This window comes from Conexibacter sp. CPCC 205762, from assembly GCF_030646155.1.
Taxonomy (GTDB): Bacteria; Actinomycetota; Thermoleophilia; order Solirubrobacterales; family Solirubrobacteraceae; genus Conexibacter.
Map to the genome: position 1 here is coordinate 291,580 of NZ_JAUTDN010000001.1, position 12,148 is coordinate 303,727.

Annotated in this window: 15 protein-coding genes; 10 read left to right on the forward strand and 5 right to left on the reverse strand. The window is 73.9% G+C overall.

Annotated elements, in window-relative coordinates; translation table 11 throughout:
• Positions 1 to 10 precede the first annotated feature (10 nt).
• The 3 genes from ruvX to Q7L73_RS01300 all read left to right on the forward strand — a co-directional run bounded on the left by ruvX (position 11) and on the right by Q7L73_RS01300 (position 2,974).
• Positions 11 to 424 carry a Holliday junction resolvase RuvX gene (gene ruvX / locus Q7L73_RS01290; protein WP_304688469.1) on the forward strand — a complete coding sequence of 138 codons (414 nt, stop codon included), beginning with the start codon at positions 11 to 13 and terminating at the stop codon, positions 422 to 424.
• Positions 421 to 2,121, forward strand: coding sequence for an endolytic transglycosylase MltG (mltG, locus tag Q7L73_RS01295; RefSeq protein WP_304688470.1), 1,701 nt, complete (start codon positions 421 to 423; stop codon positions 2,119 to 2,121). Before ruvX ends, mltG begins: the two co-directional genes overlap by 4 nt.
• Before the next feature lie 64 nt (positions 2,122 to 2,185).
• Positions 2,186 to 2,974, forward strand: coding sequence for a shikimate dehydrogenase (locus Q7L73_RS01300; RefSeq protein ID WP_304688471.1), 789 nt, complete (start codon positions 2,186 to 2,188; stop codon positions 2,972 to 2,974).
• Between the two features lie 19 nt (positions 2,975 to 2,993).
• On the opposite strand, the gene Q7L73_RS01305 is transcribed toward Q7L73_RS01300, so the two are convergent.
• The gene (locus Q7L73_RS01305) at positions 2,994 to 3,641 is read right to left on the reverse strand and encodes a hypothetical protein (protein WP_304688472.1); all 648 of its coding nucleotides are present in this window, start codon (positions 3,639 to 3,641) and stop codon (positions 2,994 to 2,996) included.
• Between the two features lie 274 nt (positions 3,642 to 3,915).
• Between Q7L73_RS01305 and Q7L73_RS01310 the strand changes: the two genes are divergently transcribed.
• Positions 3,916 to 4,113, forward strand: a complete 198-nt coding sequence (locus Q7L73_RS01310) for a hypothetical protein (protein ID WP_304688473.1) — start codon at positions 3,916 to 3,918, stop codon at positions 4,111 to 4,113.
• A gap of 100 nt (positions 4,114 to 4,213) precedes the next feature.
• Here the strand turns inward: Q7L73_RS01310 and Q7L73_RS01315 are convergent, their stop codons facing one another.
• Positions 4,214 to 4,669, reverse strand: a complete 456-nt coding sequence (locus Q7L73_RS01315) for a plastocyanin/azurin family copper-binding protein (RefSeq protein WP_304688474.1) — start codon at positions 4,667 to 4,669, stop codon at positions 4,214 to 4,216.
• A 127-nt stretch (positions 4,670 to 4,796) separates the two neighbouring features.
• Between Q7L73_RS01315 and Q7L73_RS01320 the strand changes: the two genes are divergently transcribed.
• Together Q7L73_RS01320 and Q7L73_RS01325 are read left to right on the forward strand one after the other, a co-directional pair.
• A complete protein-coding gene (locus Q7L73_RS01320; protein ID WP_304688475.1) occupies positions 4,797 to 5,510 on the forward strand; it encodes a hypothetical protein in 714 nt (237 codons plus the stop codon).
• A gap of 16 nt (positions 5,511 to 5,526) precedes the next feature.
• Positions 5,527 to 6,192 (forward strand): RES family NAD+ phosphorylase, encoded by a 666-nt coding sequence (locus tag Q7L73_RS01325; protein WP_304688476.1) that lies wholly within the window; start codon positions 5,527 to 5,529, stop codon positions 6,190 to 6,192.
• A gap of 9 nt (positions 6,193 to 6,201) precedes the next feature.
• Here Q7L73_RS01325 and Q7L73_RS01330 read toward each other — a convergent pair whose 3' ends face one another.
• The 3 genes from Q7L73_RS01330 to Q7L73_RS01340 are packed head-to-tail and all read right to left on the reverse strand — an operon-like array spanning position 6,202 to position 9,727.
• Positions 6,202 to 8,517 carry a cation-translocating P-type ATPase gene (locus tag Q7L73_RS01330; protein ID WP_304688477.1) on the reverse strand — a complete coding sequence of 772 codons (2,316 nt, stop codon included), beginning with the start codon at positions 8,515 to 8,517 and terminating at the stop codon, positions 6,202 to 6,204.
• Positions 8,514 to 9,515 (reverse strand): hypothetical protein, encoded by a 1,002-nt coding sequence (locus Q7L73_RS01335; RefSeq protein ID WP_304688478.1) that lies wholly within the window; start codon positions 9,513 to 9,515, stop codon positions 8,514 to 8,516. Before Q7L73_RS01335 ends, Q7L73_RS01330 begins: the two co-directional genes overlap by 4 nt.
• Entirely contained in the window at positions 9,512 to 9,727 is a 216-nt protein-coding gene (locus Q7L73_RS01340; RefSeq protein ID WP_304688479.1) for a heavy-metal-associated domain-containing protein, read from the reverse strand. The genes Q7L73_RS01335 and Q7L73_RS01340 overlap by 4 nt, the downstream gene beginning before the upstream one ends.
• Before the next feature lie 119 nt (positions 9,728 to 9,846).
• On the opposite strand from Q7L73_RS01340, the gene Q7L73_RS01345 reads away from it, so the two are divergent.
• The 4 genes from Q7L73_RS01345 (at position 9,847) to Q7L73_RS01360 (ending at position 12,108) form a co-directional block, all read left to right on the forward strand.
• Positions 9,847 to 10,176: a metal-sensitive transcriptional regulator gene (locus tag Q7L73_RS01345; RefSeq protein WP_304688480.1), complete on the forward strand. Its 330-nt coding sequence runs from the start codon at positions 9,847 to 9,849 to the stop codon at positions 10,174 to 10,176.
• The gene (locus Q7L73_RS01350) at positions 10,176 to 10,673 is read left to right on the forward strand and encodes a DUF4396 domain-containing protein (protein ID WP_304688481.1); all 498 of its coding nucleotides are present in this window, start codon (positions 10,176 to 10,178) and stop codon (positions 10,671 to 10,673) included. The genes Q7L73_RS01345 and Q7L73_RS01350 overlap by 1 nt, the downstream gene beginning before the upstream one ends.
• A 239-nt stretch (positions 10,674 to 10,912) precedes the next feature.
• Positions 10,913 to 11,473, forward strand: a complete 561-nt coding sequence (locus tag Q7L73_RS01355; protein WP_304688487.1) for a class IV adenylate cyclase — start codon at positions 10,913 to 10,915, stop codon at positions 11,471 to 11,473.
• On the forward strand, positions 11,470 to 12,108 hold the full coding sequence (locus Q7L73_RS01360; protein WP_304688490.1) for an O-methyltransferase: 639 nt from the start codon (positions 11,470 to 11,472) through the stop codon (positions 12,106 to 12,108). Before Q7L73_RS01355 ends, Q7L73_RS01360 begins: the two co-directional genes overlap by 4 nt.
• Positions 12,109 to 12,148 lie beyond the last annotated feature (40 nt).

Here is a 12,148-nt window from a genome sequence, read left to right on the forward strand (position 1 = left end):
GCGTAAGCTGATGCGCGTGCTCGCGCTCGACTACGGCAGCGCCCGCTGCGGCTGCGCGCTTAGCGACCCCACCGGCACGCTCGCGACCCCGATCGCGCACGTCGAACGGCCCGGCACCCGCAAGGGGATGGCGCGGCTGCTGCACGTCGTGCGCGAGCGCGAGGTCGACCGCATCGTCGTCGGCCTGCCGCTCGGCCTCTCGGGCGCCGACACCGCGCAGACCGAGGAGGCGCGAGCCTTCGCCGCCAGACTCGCCACGATCCTTGGGGAGGAGATCCCGATCGACCTCTACGACGAACGCTTCACGACCGTGATCGCCGCCTCCGTCGGTGGTCGCGAGAGCGAGGACTCGCGCGCCGCCGCCGTGCTGCTGGAGGGCTGGCTGGTGCGCAACCGTGAGCTGTTCGAGGAGGGGTCGGCATGAGCCCGCGCGGAGGCGACCGCACGCCGGAGGAGCGCGAGCGCGCGCGCCGCGAGCGCGAGCGGCGCCGCTACGAGCGCTCCGGCGAGCCGGTCCCGGATCATCTGCTGGAGCCTGAGGAGCGCGCCGAGGCCGCGCCGCCGGAGCCGGAGCACGCGCCGCCCGTCCCCGTGGAGCCGGAGCCCGTCTCCTTCTTCGACGAGCCCACCCCGGAGCCGCCCGCGCGCGACCCCGAGCCCGCGCCGCGCGAGCCGCAGCCGCCGGAGCCGTCGCCGCTGCAGGAGACCCAGCAATGGGACGTGACGGAGGCGTGGGCCGACAGTCAGCCTCCGAGAGCGGATCCCGACGCCACCCAGGCGCACGAGACGATCCCGTCGTTCCCGTCCGAGGCGGTCGCGCCGTCGCCGCCGCCCGTGACACCGCCCGAGCCGCCCGCACCGGCCGACCCGGCGACGGGGGAGCACACCGGCGAGCACGAGGCGCCGCTCGGCACCAGACGCGTCAGCCGCGCGCACCTGCCGCACATCCACCGTCCCGGCAGGGGCGAGGGCAAGCAGCGCCGCGGCGGCGCCGAGCTGCCGAAGGGCCGCGGGGTGCGCGTCAAGCGCCCCGGCGAGGTGATGGGCGCCAGCAGGAGACGCCGCAGCCTCGGCCCGCGGATCGTCGCGGGCGTCGTCGTCGTGCTGGTGCTCGCGCTGCTGTGGTTCGTCAACGGGATCTTCCAGCCGATCGGCGGCGGGGGCGACGGCAGCGGCAGAGTCGTCGTGAGAATCCCGCAGGGCTCCGGCGCCGGCGACGTCGCCAAGCTGCTGGAGGAGAGAGGCGTGATCTCCTCGAGCTTCTTCTTCAACCTGCGCGCGACCGTCGGCGGCAAGCGCGCCGACCTGCGCTCCGGCACCTTCACGCTCAGACAGGACATGAGCAACGGCGCCGCGCTCGACGCGCTGACCGCCGCGCCGGAGCAGGCGAGAGCCGCCCCGGTCGTGACGATCTCGATACCCGAGGGCCGCAGCCGCCGCGAGACGAGAGCGATCGCCGCGAGAGCGGGGCTGAGAGGCGACTACCTGAGCGCCTCGCGCAGCTCCAGATCGCTCGACCCCGCGAGATACGGCGCGCCGAGAGGCGCGACGCTGGAGGGCTTCCTCTTCCCGGCGACCTACGAGGTGCCGAGAGGGGCGAAGGTCCAGCGGCTGGTCGAGGACCAGCTGAGAGCGTTCAAGCAGAACTTCGCCGCGATCGACCTGTCGTACGCGAGAAGCAAGAGACTGACCGCCTTCGACGTGCTGACGATCGCCTCGATGGTCGAGCGCGAGGTGAGCGTGCCGGAGGAGCGGCCGCTGGTCGCCGCGGTGATCTACAACCGCCTGCGCGACAGCATCCCGCTCGGCATCGACGCGACGCTGCGGTTCGAGCAGAACGACTGGGTCAACCCGCTCAAGCAGTCGGTCCTCGACGCGGACACGCCGTACAACACGCGCACGCGCCTCGGCCTCCCGCCGGGTCCGATCGGCAGCCCGGGGGTCGCCTCGATCAGAGCGGCCGCGAAGCCGGCGAACAGCAGAGCGCTCTACTACGTCGTCAAGCCCGGGACGTGCGGCGAGCACGCCTTCTCGGACACGATCGAGCAGTTCAACGCCGACGTCGCGCGCTACAACCAGGCGCGCGAGGCGGCAGGCGGCAGATCCCCGACGAGATGCTGAGCGGGGCGCGCGCCGCTGCCGTCACGCCGTGCCGTGAGCGAGGCGCCGCCGGAGGCCGCGCCTGATGCCCCGCTGCGGCGTGCTCGGCTGGCCGGTGCGGCACAGCCGCTCGCCGGCGATGCACGAGGCCGCGTACGCCGCGCTCGGCCTGGCCGACTGGAGCTACCAGCTGCTGCCGGTCCCGCCCGAGCTGTTCGAGGAGACGGTGCGGGCGTTGCCGGGGGCGGGCTTCCACGGCGCGAACGTGACGATCCCGCACAAGCATGCCGCGCTCGCGCTCGCCGACGACGCGACCGCCGCCGCCCGCGCGATCGGCGCCGCCAACACGCTCACGTTCGCCGACGGGCGGATCCACGCCGACAACACCGACGCGCCGGGGATCGTCGACGCGCTCCCGTTCGACCCGGCCGGCGCGCGCGTGCTCGTGCTCGGCGCCGGCGGCACCGCGCGGGCGGCGATCTGGGCGCTGCGCGACGCCGGCGCCGCCGACGTCGCCGTCTGGAACCGGACCCGCGCCCGCGCCGAGCAGCTGACGGCCGAGCTGGGCGGCCGCGTCGTCGACGACGCGATCGAGGCCGACCTGCTCGTCAACACGACCGCCGCCGGCCTCGCGGCCGGCGAGGACCAGTTCGACCACCTGCCGCTGACGCGCGCGCAGGTCGCCGGCTACCGCTGCGTCGTCGACCTCGTCTACGGCGCAGCCGCCACCGGCCTGATCGCCGCCGCCGAGGCCGCCACCGTCCCGGCCGTCGACGGCCTCGAGATCCTCGTCCGCCAGGGCGCCCGCAGCTTCGAGCGCTGGACCGGCCAAGCGGCCCCGCTCGACGTCATGCGCGCCGCCGCGCGCGGCTGAGGCGCGGCGCGGGCGCGCGTCAGCCCGCCGCGCGGCGGTCGGCGTCGCGGGCGGGGAGGGCGCGTTCGGCTTCGTCGAGGGCGCGCTCGGCTATGCCGATCTCGGCGACGATCCGCTCGCGCTCGGCGCGGTCGGTCGACTGCTCGGCGAGGCGGGCGTGGAGGCGGTCGAGGCGGGAGCGCAGGCGGGCCGGCGCCTCCAGGTCCAGCTCGTAGACGCCGGAGTGGGTCGTGCGGCGGACGACCGGGGAGCGCGAGATCTGCGTCAGGAAGACCGCGAGCGGATCCTTGCCCGCGACCGGGCGGCCGCTTGCCTCCAGCAGCCGGAACCATTCCTTGTAGTGGATCGGCTGGTCGGCGGCGCCGGGGCGGGCGAGCAGCACGTCGATCGCGGCCCTGCGGATCGCGGAGCCCTTCAGCCCGTCGCCGGCCGCGCCGCCGCGCGCCGGCAGCGGGTGGACGTTGGCGGCCTCCGGCACGAGCCGGTCGATCAGCTCCAGCCGCTCCTCGACCTCGCCGAGCTGCTCCTCGATCGCCGCCAGCGCCTCGGCGGCGGCGGCGCGACGGCGGGAGAGCTTGTCGCGCTCGCGCAGCAGCGCCATCCGCTCCGCGCCGGCGGCACGGGTGAGGCGGGACGAGCTGCTGCGAGAGGAGGGCGACGACGGCATGGCTCCATTCCTACCGCGCCGCACCCGCCCCGCGCCGGCAGACCCTGTTCACAACTCCTACACCGGACGGTTCTACGCGCCGGTCTGTGTCGAAAGCTGCACCGAGGGCTGTGCAGAACCTGTCGACAACTTCGAACCTCCCCGCAAAAAGCGGGGAAATCGCTGAAACGACAGCTGTTGACAACTCATACGGGTGTGCACGGCAGGCCGTTCCGTCCGACCCGGGCGAGACGATGATCGGCCTACGTTGCCGCCCGAAGGAGTCCTACAGCCGATGACGTATGACGATGACATAGCCACGCCCGGTCGCCGCAGCGACGATGCGCCGCCTGATCCGAGGCAGCTGCTGCGCGACATCGACGCGCTCGTCGCGGCCGGTCTGGTCGTGCCGGTGCGCGACCCCGCCGGGGTCGTGCGCGTGACGCCGACGGCGCCGCTTGCGCTCGACGACTACGGCGAGGAGGTCGCCTGAGGAGGGCGCTGCGGGCAGCGGACGGAGCCGCGCCTGAGGCGGCGCGTGCCCGGCGGCCGGTCGGGGGCGTTTCGAACCGGTGCCGGACCCGCGCCGGCTGTCAACCGACCGTGAGGGTGCCTTCCATGCCTTCCTCGCGGTGGTCGCCGACCGGGCAGTAGAAGGTGTAGGTGCCCGGTCTCAGGTTCGCGGTGACGGAGGCGGGAGCCGAGCCCGGCTCGATCGTGCCGCTCGCTCTCTCGACGCCGTTGCCCTCGATCTCGATCGCGTGCGGCGCCTGGTTGCCGCTCGGGTTGTCGAGCGTGATCGTGACGTCGCCCGCCGCCGCTCTCAGCGTTCTTCTGCTGAACGAGAGGCCGCCGTCCTCGACGGCTCTCAGCGCCAGGTTGGTGCTGGCGCTGCCCTGCGGCGCGCTCGTCGTCGGCGTCGCGGCGGCGCTGGTGTCGCTCGTCGTGCTGCTGGACGAGTCGTCCCCGCCGCAGGCGGTCAGCGCGAGTGCGCCTGCTGCCATCGCGACGGCGCCGGCACTGCGGATCGATGGGAGCTGCACGGCCATCAGCCTCCTCCGTGGTCGTTGAAGCGTTCACCGAAGAGGGATGCCGCTGCCCGCGGATCCTTCCCACCGCCCCACAGTCCGATAGACTTCTTCTCCCAATGGAACTTCAGCGGATTTCCATCACGCGATGAGCGCGCTCGCCGGCACACCTGCGGAGGGTCAGCTGCGCCACAAGGCGGAGCACGTCCGCGAGCTGATCGGACCGCTGCGCGAGCGGCCCTCGGCCCATCCCGCCGAGGTCGACACCGACACCGCCCGCGCGATCCGCGCCGAGGCGTACAGCCGGCTGGAGGACGCGATCCTCGATCTCTCCAACGCGCTTCCGCAGGGCACCGAGGACTATGACGCGCGCAAGCTGTTCGAGTTCCTCGTCGGCCTGCGCCGCGCGATCGACGCCGACCCGGAGGTCCAGGACGCCGCCGGCGACGTCGAGCTGCACCAGCTGATGATGAGAGACGTGCTCGCGCGGATCGAGCGCAGGCTGCTCCACGACGAGCTGGACGACCCGCGCGCCGCCGTCGACTTCGTGCTCGCGACGCTGAAGCGGATCCCGGCCGGCGACCTCGCGCGCCTGCTCGGCGTCTCGACCAAGACGATCGGCGCCTGGCGCGCCGGCAGACCGGTCACCCGCAACGGCGAGCGCGCGGTCGTGCTGGCGCAGCTGCTCAGCTACCTGCGCCAGTCGCTGACGCCGCTGGGGATCGTGCTCTGGTTCGACGCCGAGCGCGACCAGCTCGACGGCCGCACGCCGCTGCAGCTGATCGAGGAGCGCGGCGTCGCGAGCGCGCACGCCCCGCTGGTGGCGCTCGCGCGCGGGTCCCGCGGTCAGCTGGCGGGATGACGCTGCCGCGCCTGCGATGAGCCCGGTCTGGAGAGCGGCGCCGGAGCGCGTCGCCGGCTCGTGGCACTGCTTCCGCCAGGTCGCGCCGGACTGGCCGCCGCTCTACCACGCCGCCGGCGAGCCGACGCCGTCGCAGCGCTCCGCCCGCTGGCACCGCCTCGGCGAGAGCTACGCCCAGTACCTCGCGCTGGAGCCGCTCGGCGCCTGGGCCGAGCTGGTCCGCTTCGAGCGGATCCGCGGCAACACCCGCGCCGCCCAGTACCGCCGCCGGCTGTGGCTCGTGTTCGTGCGCGAGTCGCAGATCGCCGACCTCTCGAGCTTCGAGCGCTGGGACGACTGCGGCCTCGACCCACGCGCCGCCGTCGGCGACCACGGCGCCTGCCAGGCGATCGCCGACGACCTGCGCGCCGCCGGCTACCGCGGCGTGCTGTCGCCGAGCGCGGCGCTCGTCGGCGCGACCAACCTGACGCTCTTCGGCACCCGCTACGAGAAGGTGCTGCTGGGCGGGCTGGAGCGGTGGGAGAACCCCAATCCCGACGTGCGGCTGCCGTGCAGCCTCGCGGCGGAGGGGACGCCGCCGGAGCAGCTCGTGACCGAGACGACCTTCGCCGACATGCCGCACGACGGCTACCGCGCGTGGCTGCGGGCCGAGGGCCTGCGCGCCCCGCGCGGCGTGCCGTGACGTCGTCGCTCAGCGGAAGCGCCGCAGCCGCAGCGCGTTGGCGACGACCGAGACGCTGCTGAACGCCATCGCGGCGCCGGCCAGCAGCGGGTTCAGCAGACCGGCGGCGGCGAGCGGCAGCGCGGCGACGTTGTAGCCGAAGGCCCAGCCGAGGTTCTGCTTGATCGTCCGCAGCGTCGCGCGCGAGAGCCGGATCGCGTCGGCGGCGGCGCGCAGGTCGCCGCTGACGAGCGTCAGGTCCGAGGCCTCGATCGCGACGTCGGTGCCGGTGCCGATCGCGAGCCCGAGGTCGGCCTGCGCCAGCGCGGGCGCGTCGTTGACGCCGTCGCCGACCATCGCCACCACGCGGCCTTCGCCCTGCAGCCGCTTGACGACGGCGGCCTTGTCGGCCGGCAGCACCTCGGCGATCGCGTCGCCGGGAGCGATCCCGACCTCCTGCGCGACGGCTGCGGCGGTCGCGGCGTTGTCGCCGGTCAGCAGCAGCGGCGTGAGGCCGAGCGCCTTCAGCCGCGCGATCGCCTCCGCCGACGACGGCTTGACCGTGTCGGCGACGCTCAGCAGCGCCCGCACCTCGCCGTCCCAGGCGACCAGCACGGCGGTGCGGCCCTGCGCCTCGGCGGTCGTGCGCGCGGCGTCGAGCCGCGGCGGCACGGTCAGGCTCCACTCGCGCATCAGCGCCGGCCGCCCGACGAGCGCGGCGTGGCCGTCGACGACGCCCTCGACGCCGAGCCCCTCGCGGTTTGCGAAGGACTCGACCGCGGGGAGGGAGGCGCCGCGCGCGTCATCGGTCACGCTGGCGGCGCCTGGCGCGCCGGACGCGGCGCTGCCGGCGCGCTCGCGCGCCGCGGTCGCGATCGCCCGCGCGATCGGGTGCTCCGAGGCGGCCTCCAGCGCGCCCGCGATCCGCAGCGCCTCGTCCTGCTCGACGCCGTCGGCCAGCTCGATCCCGGCGAGGCTCATCCGCCCGCTCGTGACCGTGCCGGTCTTGTCGAGCACGATCGTGTCGACGCGGCGAGTCGACTCCAGCACCTCCGGGCCCTTGATCAGCAGCCCGAGCTGCGCGCCGCGGCCGGTGCCGACGAGCAGCGCGGTCGGCGTCGCGAGCCCGAGCGCGCACGGGCAGGCGATGATCAGGACCGCGACCGCGGCGGTGAAGGCGAAGGTCGCCGACTCGCCCGCGCCGAGCCAGAAGCCGAGCGTCGCGACCGCGATCCCGATCACGATCGGCACGAAGACGCCCGAGACCCGATCGGCGAGCCGCTGGACCGGCGCCTTGCCCGACTGCGCGTCGCTGACGAGGCGGGCGATCTGCGCCAGCGCCGTGTCGGCGCCGACCTTCGTCGCCCGCACGACCAGGCGGCCGCCGGCGTTGACGGTCGCGCCCGCGACCTCGTCGCCGGGCCGCTTCTCGACCGGCACCGACTCGCCCGTCAGCAGCGACTGGTCGACCGCGGAGCTGCCCAGCTCGACGACGCCGTCGGTCGCGACCTTCTCGCCCGGACGGACGACGAAGCGGTCGCCGACCGCCAGCCGCTCGACCGGGATCAGCTCCTCGCCGCCGTCCGCGCGCAGCAGCGTCACCTCCTTCGCGCCCAGCTCCAGCAGCGCTCTGAGGGCGGCGCCGGCGCGGCGCTTGGCACGCGCCTCGAAGTAGCGCCCGGCGAGGATGAAGACCGTCACCGCGGCGGCCGTCTCGAGGTAGATGTGCTCGGCGCCGTCGCCGGAGGAGCCGGGGAGCAGGTCGAAGCTCATTCTCATCCCGGTCATGCCGGCGTCGCCGAGGAAGAGCGCGTAGAGCGACCACAGCCAGGCGGCGAGCACGCCGACCGAGACGAGCGTGTCCATCGTCGCGGTCGCGTGCTTGGCGTTGACCCAGGCGGCGCGGTGGAACGGCCACGCGCCCCAGACGACGACGGGGGAGGCGAGCGTCAGCGCCGCCCACTGCCAGTCGTCGAACTGCAGCGCCGGGATCATCGAGATCAGCAGCACCGGCAGCGCGAGCGCGGCGGAGATCAGCAGGCGGCGGCGCAGCGCGGCGGTCTCGTCGTCGGAGGCGTCGCCGTGGTCGTGCTCGTGCGACGGCGCGCCGTCGGCGGCCAGCGGCGCCGGCAGTCTCGCCGCGTAGCCGGCGGCGGCGACGGTGTCGAGCAGCAGCTGCGGCTCGACGGCGGCCGGGTCGTAGTCGACGGTCGCCTTCTCGGTCGCGTAGTTGACGCTCGCGGCGACGCCGTCGAGCTTGTTCAGCTTGCGCTCGATCCGGTTCGCGCAGGAGGCGCAGGTCATCCCCGTGATCGGCAGCTCGACGTGCTCGCTGGCGGCGCTCATGAGCCGACCTCGACGGTGAAGGCGGCCGTCTCGACACGCCCGTCGACCTTGTACTGGAGGAAGAGCCGGTAGCGGCCGGCGCTCGGGAAGGTCGTCGCGAAGGCCGGGCCGGTGCCGCTGGGGTGGACGTGGAGGAAGGCGAGATCGCCCTCGCGCAGCGCGACCAGATGGCCGTCGGCGCCGAGGTACGGCTCGATCTCGGCGGCCTTGCCGTCGCGCTCGATCGCGAACGCGAGCGTGGTCTCGACGCCGGCGCGGACGCGCGCTCCGTCGGCATGCGCGCCGTCGCCGGGCGCGGCGTCGTGCGCTTCGCCGGTGAGCGTGACGCGGTCGCCCGCGGGAGTGCTCGTCGCGGTGGTCGCGGGGGCAGGCAGGTCGCGCAGCTGCGCCGCGCCGCTGACGCGCAGGTCGCTCGCGAGCGTCTGCGCCTCGCCGTCGTGTGAGAAGTCGGCGAAGAGGCGGTAGGAGCCGGCCGCGGGCAGCGTCAGCGGTGCCGACCAGGTGCCGTCGGCCGCAAGCTCGGGGTGGAGGTGGTGGAAGCCGCTGAGGTCGCGCCGGACCACGATCAGGTGCAGCTTGCGCTCGTGCGTGACGTCGTACGCGTCGCCGCGCAGCGCGCCGCCATCGTCGTCGTTCACGACGCGGAAGCGCACGCGCGTCGCGGCCCCGCGCTCCAGCGCCGGCGTCAGCAGCTCCAGCCGCAGCCCGCCGTCGGCGGTGGCGAGCCCGCGGACGGCGTCAGCCGCAGCCGCCCCGCCGTGCGCCCCAGCTGCGCCGCGCTCTGTCTCAAGCGCGCCAGCATCTGCGCCGGTTGCGCCGTGATCTGCGCCAGCCGCGCTGTCATGTCCCGCCATATCCGCGTTAGATTCCGCCTGTGCGGTGTGGGCCGGCGCGTCGTCGCCGCGCTCCGGGTCGATCGCGGCGCCGGCGAGCGTCGCGACGCCGAACAGCGCGGCGAGACCGGCGGCGAAGGCGGCGAGCTTCAGCAGCGGGCTCATGCCGGCACCGCGCTGTAGCCGGCGGCCTCGACCGCGGCGCGGATCGCGTCCTGCGAGTCGGCCGCCTCGCCGCGCACGACCAGCCGCCCGTCGGCCAGCTCGAGCGCGACGACCTCGACGCCGTCCAGCTCGGAGACCTCCTCGCGCACCGACGCGACGCAGTGGGCGCAGGTCATCCCGGAGACGAGATAGGTGTGGTCGGCGGAGGTCATGACGGATCCTTCCGTAGAAGTCTAGATACGGGCGGGGGGTATTCCGCTGACGCCAACGTATCACATACCCCCAGGGGGTACTGATAGAGTGGCCCGCGACCCGACCGACAGGAGCCGCGATGGCATCCGCCGAGCCCGAGACGACGACGACCGAGACGACGAGCACGACCCCGACGCGCGGCTACAGCGCGACCAAGGAGCAGCTCACGAAGCGCCTGCGGCGGATCGAGGGCCAGGTCCGCGGCGTCCAGTCGATGGTCGAGGACGATCGCTACTGCATCGACGTGCTGACGCAGATCTCGGCGATCCAGGCGGCGCTCGACAAGGTCGCGCTCGGGCTGCTCGACGAGCACGCGAGCCACTGCGTGATGAACGCCGAGGGCGACGCGAAGGCGGAGAAGACCGACGAGCTGATGAGCGCCGTCGCCCGCCTGATGCGGCGCGGCTGATGGACGGCCGTGCCCACGACCGCGGGCACGACGCGCCGGCCCAGCAGCCCGCGGCGCTCAACCGCCTCGCCTTCAGCGCGACCGTCCACTGCCTCAGCGGCTGCGCCACCGGCGAGGTGCTCGGGATGGTGATCGGGACCGCGCTCGGCCTCTCCAACGGCGCGACCGTCGCGATCTCGATCGCGCTCGCCTTCTTCTTCGGCTACTCGTTCACGAGCTGGCCGCTGCTGCGCTCGGGGATGGCGCTCGCCGCCGTCGTGCCGCTCGCGCTCGCCTCCGACACGCTCTCGATCGCGACGATGGAGGTGGTCGACACGCTGATCGTGCTCGTGATCCCCGGAGCGATGGACGCCGGCCTCGGCGAGGCGCTGTTCTGGGGCTCGCTCGCGCTCGCGCTGCTGATCGCCGGCACTGCCGCGTATCCGGTCAACCGCTGGCTGCTGAAGCGGGGCAGAGGGCACGCGCTCGTGCACGCGCATCACGCCGGTCATCACTGACGCGGGCGCGCTGCGGCCGCGGATGCACGCGTCGAAGCCCCGCCCTCCAGCGGGCACGGCGCAGCATCCGCGGCCGTGCTCGGTCACTTCGAGCGCCAGACCACCTGAGCATCTCCCTGCCTGAATTGGGTCGCTCCCAACGACCCGATTGGTTCAAAAGTATCTCACTGTTTTCACACCGTGAAGAACGCGGGTCACCGTGCTGCCAACCGCACGGTAGGTGCGGTTAGCCTGCGCGCATGAGCAACCCGCGCCGCAACGTCGAGCTGAAGGCCCGCGACCGCGATCCGGCGCGCTCGCTGGAGCGCTGTCAGGCGCTGGAGGAGACGGTCGACCATGGCCTGCTGTGGCAGCGCGACACCTACTTCGTCGTCCCGAACGGACGGCTGAAGCTGCGCGAGGAACGGCCTGGAAGCCCGCTCCTGATCCAGTACGCGCGGCCGGACGAGACGAGCGCGAAGACGAGCCGCTACCGCCTGGTCGCGGTCGACGACGCCGGCGCCTGCCGCGCCGCGCTGGCCGACGCGCTCGGCGTGCGCGTCGTGGTCGAGAAGGAGCGGCGCCTGTTCATCTGGCGCGATGTGCGGATCCACCTCGACGCGGTCGCCGGGCTGGGCGCCTTCGTCGAGTTCGAGGCGGTCGCGCCGGCCGGCTCCGACCTCGCACCGGAGCGCGAGCGGGTCGCCGCGCTGACCGCGCGGCTGGGGCTGCGCGGAGAAGATCTCGTGGCGGAGGGATACGCCGACCTGATCGCGGGCAGAAGCGGTGGCACGACGCCGCTCAAAGGACCCCTCCCATGATCGTGACCGACGCCGTTCGCAGCTACATCGACGAGACCCGGCCCGAACCCGATGCGCTGCTCGCCGAGATGCAGGAGCGCGGCCAGCGCGACAGCGTCCCGATCCTCGACGCGCAGGCGGCCCGGCTGCTGAACGTGCTCGCACGTGCGACCGGCGCCCGCCGGATCGTCGAGGTCGGCACCGCGATCGGCGTCTCGACGCTCCATCTGGCGCGCGCGCTGCCGCCCGACGGAGAGCTGGTCTCGTTCGAGATCGACCGCGAGCGCCACACGCAGGCGCTCAGCTACTTCGCACGAGCGCGAGTCGCGGCCCGCGTCGATCTGCGGCTGCAGGACGCGGGGGAGGGGCTGCGCGAGCTGGAGGGCCCGTTCGACCTCGCCTTCCTCGACGGCCTGAAGGCCGAGTACGCCGGGCACCTGGAGCTGATCGTGCCGCTGCTGCGTCCGGGTGCGCTGGTCGCGGTCGACAACGTGCTGATGTCCGGCGCGGTCGCGGAGGGGAGAGCGATCGACGGCTGGAGCGGCGACCGCGTCGCGACCGCCCGCGCCTTCAACGACCGCTTCCTCGGTCATCCTGAGCTGGACGGCCTGATCACCCCGGTCGGCGACGGCATCGCGCTGGCCGTGAAGCGGTAGCGGAGCGCACCGCCGCGACCTCGCGCGGGTTGCCGCCGGG

What these genes read in the sequence shown, in the direction of transcription:
- mltG (WP_304688470.1), top strand. Translation starts at nt 421, where the DNA reads ATGAGCCCGCGCGGAGGCGACCGCACGCCGGAGGAGCGCGAGCGCGCG.
- ruvX (WP_304688469.1), top strand. Translation starts at nt 11, where the DNA reads ATGCGCGTGCTCGCGCTCGACTACGGCAGCGCCCGCTGCGGCTGCGCG.
- Q7L73_RS01320 (WP_304688475.1), top strand. Translation starts at nt 4,797, where the DNA reads ATGAGCGCGCTCGCCGGCACACCTGCGGAGGGTCAGCTGCGCCACAAG.
- Q7L73_RS01345 (WP_304688480.1), top strand. Translation starts at nt 9,847, where the DNA reads ATGGCATCCGCCGAGCCCGAGACGACGACGACCGAGACGACGAGCACG.
- Q7L73_RS01300 (WP_304688471.1), top strand. Translation starts at nt 2,186, where the DNA reads ATGCCCCGCTGCGGCGTGCTCGGCTGGCCGGTGCGGCACAGCCGCTCG.
- Q7L73_RS01305 (WP_304688472.1), bottom strand. Translation starts at nt 3,641, where the DNA reads ATGCCGTCGTCGCCCTCCTCTCGCAGCAGCTCGTCCCGCCTCACCCGT.
- Q7L73_RS01335 (WP_304688478.1), bottom strand. Translation starts at nt 9,515, where the DNA reads ATGAGCCCGCTGCTGAAGCTCGCCGCCTTCGCCGCCGGTCTCGCCGCG.
- Q7L73_RS01330 (WP_304688477.1), bottom strand. Translation starts at nt 8,517, where the DNA reads ATGAGCGCCGCCAGCGAGCACGTCGAGCTGCCGATCACGGGGATGACC.
- Q7L73_RS01310 (WP_304688473.1), top strand. Translation starts at nt 3,916, where the DNA reads ATGACGTATGACGATGACATAGCCACGCCCGGTCGCCGCAGCGACGAT.
- Q7L73_RS01355 (WP_304688487.1), top strand. Translation starts at nt 10,913, where the DNA reads ATGAGCAACCCGCGCCGCAACGTCGAGCTGAAGGCCCGCGACCGCGAT.
- Q7L73_RS01315 (WP_304688474.1), bottom strand. Translation starts at nt 4,669, where the DNA reads ATGGCCGTGCAGCTCCCATCGATCCGCAGTGCCGGCGCCGTCGCGATG.
- Q7L73_RS01325 (WP_304688476.1), top strand. Translation starts at nt 5,527, where the DNA reads ATGAGCCCGGTCTGGAGAGCGGCGCCGGAGCGCGTCGCCGGCTCGTGG.
- Q7L73_RS01350 (WP_304688481.1), top strand. Translation starts at nt 10,176, where the DNA reads ATGGACGGCCGTGCCCACGACCGCGGGCACGACGCGCCGGCCCAGCAG.
- Q7L73_RS01360 (WP_304688490.1), top strand. Translation starts at nt 11,470, where the DNA reads ATGATCGTGACCGACGCCGTTCGCAGCTACATCGACGAGACCCGGCCC.
- Q7L73_RS01340 (WP_304688479.1), bottom strand. Translation starts at nt 9,727, where the DNA reads ATGACCTCCGCCGACCACACCTATCTCGTCTCCGGGATGACCTGCGCC.